The following is a 12210-nucleotide window of genomic DNA, read 5'->3' as shown; positions in this document are numbered from 1 at the left end:
GGCTTTCTTTCCTGCTTCTTTTGGTGCTGGCAGGGTGCTCAGCGGTGCCGACGCCGCAGCCCCGCTATCATTTGGGCGAGCCCTATCGTGCTGGGGGACTATGGTCCTACCCCAAGGAAGAATTCGCGCTGGATGAGGCCGGCATCGCCGCCATCATGCCGCAGGGCCAAGGGCTGACCGCAAATGGCGAGGCGCGTGACGGCCAGGCGATGGTCGCCGCCCATCGGACCTTGCAGCTGCCGGCCATCGTCACCGTCACCAATCTCGATAATGGCCGTTCGCTGCGGCTGCGCGTGCATGACCGTGGGCCCGCCATGGCCGGGCGGGTCATTGCCGTCTCGCCACGCGCCGCGACCTTGCTTGGCGCCAGCGGGCCGTTTCGCGCGCGGGTGGTGCTCGATGGCAATGCCTCGCGCCAGACGATCGAGGGGCTGGCCGGGCAGGCGGCGCCCTTGCCCATCGCCACGGCGCCCGTCGGCCGCGTCGAACGGGAGAGCCTGGCCCCGCCCGATGGTGCGCGTGCCGCCGCCCAGAGGGCCGAATCCGCCGCGCGCCCCCTGACCGAACCCTCCGTCACTGCGCGCGAGCCGGAGCGCCTGCCCGAGCAGGTGATCCAGGGCGCGCCAAATCCAGGCCGCATCTGGCTGGAGGCGGGCCGCTTCTTCCGGCGGGACCTGGCGCAGGCCCAGGCCGCGCGCATCGGTGGCCGGGCCGAGCCATTCGGGCCGGCCGGCCGCCAGCAGCAATGGCGCGTGCGCGCCGGACCCTATTCCAGCATCAGCGAGGCGGATGCGGCCCTGGCCCGCGCCATCACCCTGGGCCAGCCTGATCTGCGGCTTGCGGTCGAGTAGAGCGCCAGCGTATTCCCTGACCATCGCCGAGGGGGTTTGCCATGTTTCGCCGCGCCATGACCGGGGCCTCCGTCACCTTGGGGCTGGCCAGCCTGGGGCTTGCAACGCCCGCCCTGGCCCAGAATCGCCAGCCGGCACAGCCGCAGCGCCAACCCGCGCGCCCGGCCGGCCCCCCCAGCACGCCCGCGCAATCGCCCATCGGCCCGGTGGACACCATCGCGCGCTCCGTCGTGATGGTGGATTTCGAGACAGGCGCCACGCTGCTGAACAAGCAGGCCGATGAGCGCCTGCCGCCCGCCTCCATGTCCAAGCTGATGACCATGTATGTGGTGTTCGAGCAGGTGAAGGCCGGCCGCCTGCGCATGGACCAGCAATTGCCCGTGAGCGACGCCGCCTGGCGGATGGGTGGCTCCAAGATGTTCCTGGAGCGCAACACCACCGCCTCGGTCGAGGAGCTGACCCGGGGTGTCATCGTCCAATCTGGTAATGATGCCTGCGTGGTTTTTGCGGAAGCCATCTCCGGCTCGGAGCGCGCCTTTGCCGAATTGATGACGACGATGGGCCGGCAGATCGGCCTCACCTCCAGCACCTTCCGCAATTCCACCGGCTGGCCCGACCCTGAACACCGGATGACGGCGCGGGACCTGGCGACGCTGGCCCGGCGGATCATCGTGGACCATCCGGAGAGCTACCGCTTCTACAGCGAGCGCAGCTTCCGCTGGAACAACATCACCCAGGAGAATCGCAACCCGCTGCTGGGCCGCGTCGCCGGGGCGGATGGCTTGAAGACCGGCCATACCGATGAGGCCGGCTACGGCCTGACCGCCAGCGTGAAGCGTGGCGAAAGGCGGCTGATCCTCGTCGTCGGCGGCTTGCCCACGATGCGCGCCCGCGGCGAGGAGGCGGAACGGCTGATCGAATGGGGCTTCCGCGAATTCGATAATGTGGTGCTGTTCCGCGCCGCCGATACGATCGAGGAAGTGCCGGTGCATCTGGGCGAGCGCCGCAGCGTGCCGCTGATCGGTGGGCGGGAAGTGGTGGCGACGGTCCCGCGCGGCTGGCGCGAGACGCTGCAGGCGCGCATCCGCTACGACTCGCCGGTGCCGGCCCCTGTGGTGAAGGGGCAGGAGTTGGGGCGGCTGGAAGTCTCCGGCCGCGGCGTCCCGCCGATGACACTTCCGCTTTATGCCGGGGCTGATGTGGAGCGCTTGGGGATGATTGCGCGCATTCCCGCCGTGGTGGGCCGGCTGATCGGCGGCGGGACTTGATTCCCAAGTTCATCACGCTTGAGGGCGGAGAGGGATCAGGAAAATCCACCCAGGTTAAAATTCTTAGCGACTGGCTGGCGTGGTCTGGGCATTCTGTCCTTAAGACGCGGGAGCCGGGTGGCACAGCTGGTGCGGAAGCCATTCGCGGCCTGGTCCTCGGGCGCGCCGGCTGGGATCCAGTGGCGGAAATGGCGCTGCATTTCGCCGCCCGCCGGGAGCATTGGGCCAAGACCATTCAGCCCAGCCTCGACGCTGGCAGCTTCGTGGTCTGCGATCGGTTCTTCGACAGCACGCTGGCGTATCAGGTGGCCGGGCAGGGGGCTTCGCGCGAAGTCTGGGCGGCATTGCGCACGGCCACGCTCGGCGATGCGGCGCCGGACCTGACCCTCCTGCTGGATATTCCGGTGGCGTTGGGGCTGGCGCGCGCTGGGCGGCGGGGCGACATCAATCGCTATGACACGCTGGACCGCGACTTCCATGAACGGGTTAGGGATTCCTTCCTTGGGCAGGCCGGGGCCGAACCGCACAGGTTTGCCGTCCTGGACGCCTCGGCGCCGCTGGAGGCCGTCACGCAGGCCGTGATCAGCACCTGCCGCCAGCGGCTCAGCCTGCCATGATCCCGCCGCGCGCCAATCCGCTTCTGGTCGGGCATGAGCAGGCGGCGGCGGGGCTGGCGGCGGCCGCGCGCTCGGGGCGCCTGCACCATGCCTGGCTGTTCTGCGGCCCTCCCGGCATCGGCAAGGCGACGCTGGCCTACCGCTTCGCCCGCTGGCTCCTGGCCGGGCAGCCGCCGGGCGCCGAGCCGCTGCACCTGCCCGAGCAGGACCCTGCCTTCCGCCGTGTGGCGGCCGGCAGCCACCCCGACCTCATGGTGCTGGAGCCCCAATCCGAGCCGGGCAAGCGCCGCATCATCAAGGTGGATGAAGCGCGCCAGGCCCGCGCCTTCCTGAACTTCACCGCGGCCGAGGGCGGCTGGCGCGTGGTGGTGATGGATGAGGTCGAAGCGATGGAAGCGGCTTCGGCCAACACCATCCTGAAAACGTTGGAGGAACCGCCGCCGCGCACAGTGCTGCTGCTGATCACCGCCTCACCGGGGCGCCTGCTGCCGACCATTCGCAGCCGTTGCCGCCGCCTCGACCTGTTTGGCCTGGAGGATGCGGAGATGGAGCGCCTGTTGACCGGCTGGCTGCCCGATCTGCCGCGGCTGGATCGCATGGAACTGATCCGCCTCGCCGAGGGCTCGCCCGGTCGCGCGGTGGAACTCGCGGCAGGTGAGGGGGTGGAGCTGGCCCGCCTGGCTGACGCCGTGCTGCAAAACTTACCCACAGGGCTCGGCGCCCATGCGCTGGCCGACCGGATCGCCGGGCGCGATGCGGCCCTGGCCTTCCCGGCCTTCTTCACCTTGTTGCTGCGGGGGCTCTCCCAGGCGGTGCGGGAAGCGGCCCGCGGTGGGCCTGCCGCGGCCTGGCTGGCCGCTCGCCCCCTGGCCGCCTGGGTCGAGGCGGCCGAGGCCGTTTCCAGGCTGGTCCGGGAGACGGAGCGCCTCTCGCTCGATCGTCGTCAGGCCGTGCTCGTCGCCATGGACACCTTGCGGGGGCGCTAGAGGCGCTTCATAGGTCAGGGATGAGCCCAATCTACCTCACCACCCCGATCTATTATGTGAATGACAAGCCGCATATCGGCCATGCCTATACGAGCCTGGCAACCGATGTGCTGGCCCGCTGGCACCGACTTGCGGGGCGTGAGGTGTATTTCCTCACCGGCACGGATGAGCATGGGCAGAAGGTCGAAAAAGCCGCCCAGGATGCGGGCGAGGAGCCACAGGCCTTCACCGATCGCGTCAGCCAGGCCTTTCGCGATCTGACAGTTACCATGGGCTTTTCCAATGACGGGTTCATCCGCACGACCGAACCGCGCCATCACGCCGCCTGCCAGGCGCTCTGGCAGCGGTTGGTGGAGCGCGGGCAGATCTACCTCGGTGCCTATGAAGGCTGGTACGCGGTGCGCGACGAGGCCTTCTACGGGCCCGATGAACTGACCGAGCGGGAGGGCGTGAAATACGCCCCGTCCGGCGCGCCGGTGGAATGGGTGCGGGAGCCATCCTATTTCTTCAAGCTCTCAGAATGGTCCGGCAAGCTGCTGGAATTCTACGAGACCCATCCGGATTTTATCGCCCCCGCCAGCCGGCGGAACGAGGTGATCAGCTTCATCAAGTCGGGCCTCTCTGACCTCTCCATCTCGCGCACCTCCTTCCGCTGGGGCGTGCCGGTGCCGGGGGATGATGCGCATGTGATGTATGTCTGGATGGATGCGCTCACAAATTACATCACTGCGCTCGGCTATCCGGATGAAAAGACAGAACTCTGGAAGTTCTGGCCGGCCGATGTTCACTTCGTCGGCAAGGATATCCTGCGCTTCCATGCCATCTACTGGCCGGCCTTCCTCATGGCGGCCGAGCTGCCACCGCCCCGGCGCGTCTTCGCCCATGGCTGGTGGACCAATGAGGGGCAGAAGATCAGCAAATCACTCGGCAATGTGATTGACCCCCTGGCGCTGGTGGAGGAATTCGGCCTCGATCCCGTGCGGTATTTCCTGCTGCGCGAGGTGCCCTTCGGCCAGGATGGCGATTTCGCCCGTGGTGCCCTGGTAAATCGTTTGAATGGCGAATTGGCCGATGTGCTGGGAAATCTGGCAAACCGAACGCTGTCGCTCATCCAGCGCAATTGCGAAGGCAAGCTGCCGGCCGCCGCCGCGCCGGCGGAGGCCGATGCGGCCTTGATCCGTCCTTTGCATATACTTTCAGAAACGGTTGGGAAGCTTCTGGAAAGTCAGCAATATCACATCGCCCTGGAAGAGATTTTCGCCCAGGTGCGCGGGGCCAATGGCTATATCACCCTGCAGGCCCCCTGGGCGCTGAAGAAGACCGATCCGGTCCGGATGACGGAGGTGCTGCGTCACTTGCATACCGCGCTGCGGGCCTATGCCACCGTGCTGCAACCCTTCATGCCGGGCAGCATGGACGCGCTGCTGGACCAGTTGGGCGTCCCGGCCGAAGCGCGCAGCCTCGCGGCACTCACCACCCCCATGCCGGAAGGTCTGGCGCTGCCTGCGCCATCGCCCCTGTTCCGCAAGGTTGAGAACGCCGGATAACATACTGATGATCATAGATAGCCACTGTCACTTGGACTATTTTTCGGATACGGAGATCGAGGAGATCCTCGTCCGGGCCGCGGCCGCCGGCGTAACGCGCATGGTCACCATCGGCACCTCCGTCCCGCAGGCCGCCGCCGTGCGCGCCCTGGTGGAGCGCTTTCCCCAGGTCTGGGGCACGGTCGGCGTCCATCCGCATCGGGCGGCCGAGGGCGAGATGCCAAGCGTGGCCGATCTCATCGCGCTGGCCGACCATCCGCGGATCATCGGGCTGGGCGAAAGCGGGCTGGATTATTTCTACGACAAGTCGCCACGCGACGTGCAGCAGGAAGGCTTCCGCCGCCATTGCCGCGCGGCACGTGAGTCTGGCCTGCCGCTGGCCATCCATGCGCGTGAGGCGGATGCCGATATCGCGCGGATCCTGGCCGAGGAGCGGGCAGGGGGCACCCTGCCGTTCCTCCTGCATTGCTTCAGCTCAACGCCAGAACTCGCTGATCAGGCAGTGGAGATGGGGGGGTATATCTCTTTTTCCGGCATCCTGACCTTCCCGAAATCTACCGAGCTGCGCGCGGTCGCGGCGCGCCTGCCGGGGGATCGCCTGCTGCTGGAGACCGACTCGCCCTATCTGGCGCCCGTGCCGCTGCGCGGAAAGCGTTGTGAGCCCGGCTTCACCGCGCATACCGCGAAGGTCCTGGCCGAATGCCGGGGCGTCAGCCTCGAGGAGATCGGGCGCATCACCAGCGAGAATTTCCACCGCCTTTACCCCAAGGCCGCATGAATCCGGCGCTTCGGGTCACGTTGCTGGGCACGGGGCCGTCGCAGGGCGTGCCGGCCGTGGGTGGTCCGGATGGCTTGGGCAATTGGGGCGAATGCGACCCGGCCGAGCCGCGCAACCGGCGGGGGCGCACGTCGGCGCTGCTGGAATCCGCCAATGGTGGCATTCTGCTGGTGGATGCCGGGCCGGATTGCCGGGCCCAGCTGATGGCGGCCCAGGTGAAGCGGCTGGATGGCGTGCTCATCACCCATGCGCATGCGGACCACATCGCCGGGCTGGACGAATTGCGCGCGATCAACCGGTCCATGGCGGATGTGATCCAGCTTTATGCCGCCGAAGCAACGCTGTCCGAGCTGACGAGCCGCTTTGCCTATGCCTTCCTGCCGCCCACGCGGATCTTCTTCCGGCCCGCCTTGGCGGGTCAACCTGTCAGCCCCGGCAGCCAGGTGATGCTGGCCGGCATGCCGGCCGAGTTGCTGGATATGGACCATGGCGTGATGCGCAGCCTGGGCCTGCGGATTGGCCGCTTCGCCTATACGACGGATGTGATCCGCATGCCGGCGGAGAGCCTTGCGCGGCTGCATGGCCTGGATACCTGGGTGATCAGTTGCATGCAGCCTGGCGATCAGAACCCCGTGCATGCCGGGCTGCAACAGGTTCTGGCGTGGTGGCGCGAGGTTCGGCCGCGGCGCACCGTTCTCACGCATCTCGGTGACCGGATGGATTACGCGCGAATTTCAGCGCAGCTGCCCGAGGGGGTGGAACTCGGCTTCGATGGCATGCGGCTGGATGTTCCCGAATGATCTCATCCACAGGGTTTTCCCCAGGTGTTTTTTTCCATAATAAACATTATGCGATAATTCGACCTGTGCATAACCGGAGCCCGCCATGACCAACCCCGCCGCCATTCACCCTGCCCCTGCCATGCAGGCATTGCTCGATGTGATGGCGCGGCTGCGGGACCCCGTGACCGGCTGCCCCTGGGACGTTGCGCAGGATTTCGCGACCATCGCCCCCTACACGATCGAGGAAGCGCATGAGGTGGCGGATGTGATCCAGCGCGGCCCGGATCCTGCGGCCTTGCTCGATGAGCTGGGCGACCTGCTGCTCCAGGTCGTCTATCACGCGCGGATGGCCGAGGAGCGAGGCTGGTTCGCCTTCCAGGATATCGCGGCCGGCGTTACGGCCAAGATGATCCGCCGCCATCCGCATGTCTTTGGCACGGCCGAAATCGCCGATGCACAAGCCCAGACCGAAGCCTGGGAGGTGCAGAAATCCGCCGAGCGCGCGGCGCGCGCCGAAACCGGCGTGCTGGCCGGGGTGGCCACGGCCCTGCCCGGCCTGACCCGCGCGGCCAAGCTCACCAGGCGCGCCGCTCGCGTCGGGTTCGACTGGCCTGATGCAGCCGCCGTGCTGGACAAGCTTGATGAGGAAGTCGCGGAGCTCCGAGCGGAATTGCCCGCGGCCAATCCTGCCAGGCTCGCTGATGAGCTGGGCGATCTGCTCTTTGTCCTGGCCAATTTGGCGCGGAAGCTCGACCTCGATCCGGAGGGCTGCATCGCCCAGGCCAATGCGAAATTCGAGCGGCGCTTTGGCGCCATCGAGGCAGCCCTGGCGGCCCATGGCCGCTCACCAGCCGATGCGACGCTGGCGGAGATGGAAGAGGAATGGAATCAGGCAAAGCGGCAAGGCTTATAGACCCAGGCTTATTTACCGACCTATGGGAGCGGTATAAATTCCTTGTCATCGCCCGGTACCGCGGCGAAACGCCCGGCAGCCCAATCCGCCTTGGCCTGCTCAATCCGCTCCCGCCGCGATGAAACAAAATTCCAGAAGATGTGCCGCGGCCCATCCATCACCGCCCCGCCCAGCAACAGCAACCGCGCCCCCTGCCCTTCGGCCCGGATCGCCAGCTTGTCGCCCGCGCGGAACACCAGCATGCGCCCCGCTTCGAACACCTGGCCCGCGACCTCGACCGAGCCTTGCACGACATAGGCCCCGCGCTCCTCATGCGCGTCCGGCAAGGGGCAGGCCGCCCCTGCGGAGAGCTCCAGATCCGCGTAGAAAAGCGGCCAATGCGTCGTAACCGGCGCCCGTTCGCCCCAGCCTTCGCCGGCGATCAGGCGCAGCCGCGCGCCGGCGGCTTCGATCATCGGCAACGCCTCGGCCGGGTGATGCGCAAAATCGGGGGCGATTTCCTCCATCCCCGCCGGCAGCGCGGCCCAGGACTGGATGCCAAAGAGCCGGTTGGAATGCGCCCGCAACCCGCTGGCGGTCCGTTCCGAATGGGTGATCCCCTGGCCCGCCGTCATCCAGTTCAAGGCGCCGGGCCGGATGGGCTGCTCCGAGCCCAGGCTGTCCCGGTGCATGATCTCACCCTCGAACAGATAGGTGACGGTCGAGAGGCCGATATGCGGATGGGGGCGCACATCCAGCCCCTGGCCCGTCAGGAATTCACCCGGTCCCATCTGGTCGAAGAAGATGAAGGGGCCGATCATCTGCCGGCCCTTTGCCGGCAGGGCGCGGCGCACCTCAAATCCGCCTACATCATGGGCGCGTGGGATGATGACGCTCTCGATCATCGTTGGCCTGGCCAATTCCCGCCCGAAGCGGGCGGTCCCTTCGCTGGAAACAGGGAGCCACCATAGCCGGCCGCCTCCGGGATGCGCAGCAGGGTTCCGCCTGCGCCGTCCGGAATCGGCTCGGGCATGACAGTGACGATGGCCGAGGCCTGCGCCGCCCCGATCGCGGCCTCGGCCGAGCCGTGGCGTGCCAGGCGCTGCAGGTTCAGCCGTGTGGCGAAAACGAGGGTGCGCCGGCCGGCATCCGCCTCGGCGATGGCCACTTCGGGGCGAACCCAGACGGCTTCCACCGCTTCCCGCCCGTCATGCACGGCTTCCTGGCCTTCTGGCGCATGGGCCAGGAAAAAATGCGTATCGAACCGCTTGGGGCTGTGTGCGGGCGTGATCCAGTGGGCAAAGGGCGTCAATGCGGCATGGGAGGGGCGCAGGCCATGCGCATGCAGATGCGTCAGGAATTCGCCTTCGGGTGGCACCTCGGGCCCGGGCGGATGGGCCAGCAGGATGCCGGATTCCTCCCAGGCCTCGCGAATGGCAGCCACACGGAAAGCGCCCAGCGGGTCCTCGGCCGGCGCCAGCGCGGCGTCGGTGGTCTCGACCCGGCCGCCGGGGAACACCAGCGCGCCCGAAGCGAAATCCACCTCACGCGCGCGGGCCACCATCAGGACCTCCAGCCCCGCGCGGCTGTCGCGCAGCAGGAGGATGGTGGCGGCCGGGCGGGCGATGACGGGAGTGCTCATGCGCGGCAGTGAAGCGCAAGACAAGGTCCGCGGCTACTCGGCCCGGATGTTTCCCTCGCGGATGATGGGCAGCCAGGTGTCGTATTCGCGCCGGATATGGGCGGCGAAATCCTCGGGCGTGCCGCCGACGATGGTGCCGGCCTGGGCACGGAACACCTGTTCCTTCACCTCCGGCATGGCCGCGATCCGGCCGAACACCTCGTTGATGCGCAGCACCAGGCCCCCATCCATGCCGGCGGGCCCCATGATCCCGTGCCAGACGGCCGTGTTGAAGCCGGGCAGCGTATCACTCAGCGCCGGGATGCCGGGCAGCGCCGGGGTGCCGCCGGGCGTGCTGATGGCAATCGCCTTGGCCCGGCCCTCGCGGATCATGTTCAGCCCGGAGGAGACTGTGGGGAAACCGAATTGCGCGTCGCCACGGATCAGCGCCGTCACCATCTCGGCCCCGCTGCGATAGGGCACATGCACCATCTTCAGCCCGGCCCGCTTGAGGAAGAGTTCCATGAACAGATGGCTGCCATTGCCATTGCCGGCGGAGGAGAAGGTGAAGCCATCGGGCCGCGCGGCAGCGGCGGTGATCACCTCCTGCGCGGTAGTCGCGGTCACCGAGGGGTGCGCCATCAGCACGCCCGGCAGGTTGACCAGGTGGATGATGGGGGTGAAGGCCGTCATCGGGTCATAGGGCAGGCTGTTGTAGAGCAGGCGGCCAATCGCATTGGCGCCCACATCGGACATCATGAGGGTCAGGCCATCCGGCCGCTGCTGGGCGGTAAAGGCGCCGGCGATGGTGCCCCCGGCGCCGGGGCGGTTTTCCACCACCAGGGTCTGGCCATTGGCATGTTCGCCGAAGCGCGCGGCCACGGTGCGGCTCAGCGTGTCGATCGCGCCACCCGCGCCGAAGGGGACGATCAGCCGGATCGGCCTGTCGGGCCAGGGGCTCTGCGCCACGGCGGGCGCTGCCAGGAGCGCGCCGGAAGCGGCGATCAGATGACGACGCTTAAACATCTGCATGGACGTAATCTCCCTCTTGGCCCATGGATGCGTCCGGGCCTTCTTGACCTCGGCTTTGCCCTGCCCACTCTCTGCGTGCAAGCATGACGCCACGCTGAATGAGGATATGCCTTGACCTGGTCGCTGCTCGCGCATGAACCTGAAAGCGGTACCTTCGCGGTGGCCGTGACCACCTGCGCGCTCGCCGTCGGGGCCTCATGCCCATTTGTGCGGGCCGGCGTCGGTGCGGTTTCGACGCAATCCATCACCAACCGCTATCTGGGGCCCGCTGTGCTGGATGCCATGGCGCGTGGCCTCTCCCCCGCCGCGGCGATCGAGGGCGCGCTGGTGGGGGATGACGGCAAGCATCTGCGGCAGATCCACGCGCTGGACCGGCACGGCCGCAGCTCGGCCTGGACCGGCGAGAATTGTGTGGAATGGGCGGGCGCGCGCTCTGGCACGGGCTGGTCGGTCGCCGGGAACATGCTCTCCGGCGAGGAGGTCATCACCGATACCATCGCAAGCTTCGTGGCGCGGCAGGACCTGGCCCTGCCCGAGCGCATGATGCAGGCGCTGCAGGCCGGCGAAGCCGCGGGCGGCGACAAGCGCGGCCGCCAATCCGCCGCACTGAAGCTCGTCACCACCGAGGATTTTCCGGATATCGACCTGCGCGTGGATGACAATGCCAACCCGCTGAACGAGCTGGAGCGACTGCTGAAGCTCTGGCGTGTCTCCCGTGCGCCCGGGCTGCGCTCCATGCCGAGCCGGGCGCACCCCTCCGGCAGCATCAATATGGATGTCATCGAGGCGAATTGGCGCCGGCAGGGGCTGGATCTGAAGTTCCGGCGCTGAGGCGCCCTTCAGCCCAACGCGGCCTCCACGCGGAGCGCCGCATCCAGCGCTGCACGTCCCTGCCCACCATCGGCCTCATGCGGCACGCCATCCAGGATGGCGGCGATGAAGGCGGATTGCTCGGCCTCCAGGCTGTCATGATCGGTCCAGTTGCGGCGGGCCAGGCTCCAGCCCGGCATGTTTTCCACCGCGGTGCCGCCATCTGGGGCCAGAAATTCGAGGCTGCGGGCCAGGAAATCCACCCGCATCTCGCCCTCGGGGCCCAGCGCCCGCAGCTTGCGCTCCAGCCCCACCGCCACGCGGCTTGCCGTCACCTGGGCCTGGGCGCCATTGGCGAAGCGCAGCTGCGCCACCGCCCAATCGGGCAATCCGGTCATGACGGCGCCGCCCACGGCGCGGACTTCCACCAGCGGCGAGGGAATGAGGGAGAGGATCAGGTCCAGGTCATGGATCATCAGGTCCAGCACCACAGAGACATCCAGGCTGCGTGGCCGGAAGGGTGCCACGCGCGTGGCTTCCAGCGCCATCAGCCGCCGGCCGCCCAGATGTTCCCGCAGCGTCCGGATCGCCGCCGAATGGCGCTCGATCTGGCCCACCATGAGCACGCGGCGCTGGGCGACCGCCAGGGCGATCAGCCCATCCGCCTCGGCCAGCGTCGCGGTGATGGGCTTTTCCACAAAGACATGGCGCCCGGCCTGAAGCGCACGCTCGGCCAGGGAGGCATGATGGAGTGTGGGGGTGGCGATGATGACGGCATCGCTCTCCGCGAGCAGCGCCTCGGCAGTCAGGGCGGGGCAGCCGGCCTCCCCCGAGACAAGGGCGGCCCGGGCCGGGTCGGGATCATGCAGCCCGGCGAGGCTGGCGCGTGCTGCGCCACGCAGCTTGAGGGCATGGAAGCGGCCGAAATGGCCGGCGCCGAAGACGCCGATCTTGAGGGATTTCATGCCACTGGACTAACAATTCCCGGCAAGGCTTGCATCCCCCCCTCCCCCTCGTCATGTTCCC

13 protein-coding genes are annotated in these 12210 nt (G+C 67.8%); 9 read left to right on the top strand and 4 right to left on the bottom strand.

Translation table 11 applies throughout. The annotated features are described in order from the left end of the window. Positions 1-44: 44 nt before the first annotated feature. The 8 genes from LHU95_RS12325 to mazG all read left to right on the top strand — a co-directional run bounded on the left by LHU95_RS12325 (position 45) and on the right by mazG (position 7742). Positions 45-851, top strand: a complete 807-nt coding sequence (locus tag LHU95_RS12325) for an SPOR domain-containing protein (protein ID WP_248707258.1) — start codon at positions 45-47, stop codon at positions 849-851. A 41-nt stretch (positions 852-892) separates the two neighbouring features. Then, positions 893-2119, top strand: a complete 1227-nt coding sequence (locus LHU95_RS12320) for a D-alanyl-D-alanine carboxypeptidase family protein (RefSeq protein ID WP_248707257.1) — start codon at positions 893-895, stop codon at positions 2117-2119. Further along, a complete protein-coding gene (gene tmk, locus LHU95_RS12315) occupies positions 2116-2736 on the top strand; it encodes a dTMP kinase (protein ID WP_248707256.1) in 621 nt (206 codons plus the stop codon). Before LHU95_RS12320 ends, tmk begins: the two co-directional genes overlap by 4 nt. Beyond that, positions 2733-3722 (top strand): DNA polymerase III subunit delta', encoded by a 990-nt coding sequence (locus LHU95_RS12310; protein ID WP_248707255.1) that lies wholly within the window; start codon positions 2733-2735, stop codon positions 3720-3722. The genes tmk and LHU95_RS12310 overlap by 4 nt, the downstream gene beginning before the upstream one ends. Positions 3723-3742: 20 nt before the next feature. Beyond that, complete coding sequence (gene metG / locus LHU95_RS12305; RefSeq protein ID WP_248707254.1) at positions 3743-5269, top strand: methionine--tRNA ligase; 1527 nt, start codon at positions 3743-3745, stop codon at positions 5267-5269. 7 nt (positions 5270-5276) lie between these two features. Continuing rightward, positions 5277-6047 carry a TatD family hydrolase gene (locus tag LHU95_RS12300; protein WP_248707253.1) on the top strand — a complete coding sequence of 257 codons (771 nt, stop codon included), beginning with the start codon at positions 5277-5279 and terminating at the stop codon, positions 6045-6047. Continuing rightward, complete coding sequence (locus tag LHU95_RS12295) at positions 6044-6847, top strand: MBL fold metallo-hydrolase (protein ID WP_248707252.1); 804 nt, start codon at positions 6044-6046, stop codon at positions 6845-6847. The genes LHU95_RS12300 and LHU95_RS12295 overlap by 4 nt, the downstream gene beginning before the upstream one ends. 85 nt (positions 6848-6932) lie before the next feature. After that, a complete protein-coding gene (gene mazG, locus LHU95_RS12290) occupies positions 6933-7742 on the top strand; it encodes a nucleoside triphosphate pyrophosphohydrolase (protein ID WP_248707251.1) in 810 nt (269 codons plus the stop codon). Positions 7743-7762: 20 nt separating this feature from the next. Here mazG and LHU95_RS12285 read toward each other — a convergent pair whose 3' ends face one another. The 3 genes from LHU95_RS12285 to LHU95_RS12275 are packed head-to-tail and all read right to left on the bottom strand — an operon-like array spanning position 7763 to position 10368. Beyond that, a complete protein-coding gene (locus LHU95_RS12285; RefSeq protein WP_248707250.1) occupies positions 7763-8626 on the bottom strand; it encodes a pirin family protein in 864 nt (287 codons plus the stop codon). Further along, positions 8623-9363, bottom strand: a complete 741-nt coding sequence (locus tag LHU95_RS12280) for an NUDIX domain-containing protein (protein WP_248707249.1) — start codon at positions 9361-9363, stop codon at positions 8623-8625. The genes LHU95_RS12285 and LHU95_RS12280 overlap by 4 nt, the downstream gene beginning before the upstream one ends. A 33-nt stretch (positions 9364-9396) precedes the next feature. After that, complete coding sequence (locus tag LHU95_RS12275) at positions 9397-10368, bottom strand: tripartite tricarboxylate transporter substrate-binding protein (protein ID WP_248707248.1); 972 nt, start codon at positions 10366-10368, stop codon at positions 9397-9399. 117 nt (positions 10369-10485) lie between these two features. Between LHU95_RS12275 and LHU95_RS12270 the strand changes: the two genes are divergently transcribed. Next, on the top strand, positions 10486-11205 hold the full coding sequence (locus tag LHU95_RS12270; protein ID WP_248707247.1) for a DUF1028 domain-containing protein: 720 nt from the start codon (positions 10486-10488) through the stop codon (positions 11203-11205). Between the two features lie 8 nt (positions 11206-11213). On the opposite strand, the gene LHU95_RS12265 is transcribed toward LHU95_RS12270, so the two are convergent. Beyond that, the gene (locus tag LHU95_RS12265) at positions 11214-12149 is read right to left on the bottom strand and encodes a Gfo/Idh/MocA family oxidoreductase (protein WP_248707246.1); all 936 of its coding nucleotides are present in this window, start codon (positions 12147-12149) and stop codon (positions 11214-11216) included. Between the last annotated feature and the right edge of the window lie 61 nt (positions 12150-12210).

The sequence above is a fragment of the Sediminicoccus sp. KRV36 genome (assembly GCF_023243115.1).
Classification (GTDB): domain Bacteria; phylum Pseudomonadota; class Alphaproteobacteria; order Acetobacterales; family Acetobacteraceae; genus Roseococcus.
This window is presented reverse-complemented; position numbering and strand designations above follow the sequence as displayed.

What these genes read in the sequence shown, in the direction of transcription:
- LHU95_RS12320 (WP_248707257.1), top strand. Translation starts at nt 893, where the DNA reads ATGTTTCGCCGCGCCATGACCGGGGCCTCCGTCACCTTGGGGCTGGCC.
- LHU95_RS12310 (WP_248707255.1), top strand. Translation starts at nt 2,733, where the DNA reads ATGATCCCGCCGCGCGCCAATCCGCTTCTGGTCGGGCATGAGCAGGCG.
- metG (WP_248707254.1), top strand. Translation starts at nt 3,743, where the DNA reads ATGAGCCCAATCTACCTCACCACCCCGATCTATTATGTGAATGACAAG.
- LHU95_RS12300 (WP_248707253.1), top strand. Translation starts at nt 5,277, where the DNA reads ATGATCATAGATAGCCACTGTCACTTGGACTATTTTTCGGATACGGAG.
- LHU95_RS12295 (WP_248707252.1), top strand. Translation starts at nt 6,044, where the DNA reads ATGAATCCGGCGCTTCGGGTCACGTTGCTGGGCACGGGGCCGTCGCAG.
- mazG (WP_248707251.1), top strand. Translation starts at nt 6,933, where the DNA reads ATGACCAACCCCGCCGCCATTCACCCTGCCCCTGCCATGCAGGCATTG.
- LHU95_RS12285 (WP_248707250.1), bottom strand. Translation starts at nt 8,626, where the DNA reads ATGATCGAGAGCGTCATCATCCCACGCGCCCATGATGTAGGCGGATTT.
- LHU95_RS12280 (WP_248707249.1), bottom strand. Translation starts at nt 9,363, where the DNA reads ATGAGCACTCCCGTCATCGCCCGCCCGGCCGCCACCATCCTCCTGCTG.
- LHU95_RS12275 (WP_248707248.1), bottom strand. Translation starts at nt 10,368, where the DNA reads ATGTTTAAGCGTCGTCATCTGATCGCCGCTTCCGGCGCGCTCCTGGCA.
- LHU95_RS12265 (WP_248707246.1), bottom strand. Translation starts at nt 12,149, where the DNA reads ATGAAATCCCTCAAGATCGGCGTCTTCGGCGCCGGCCATTTCGGCCGC.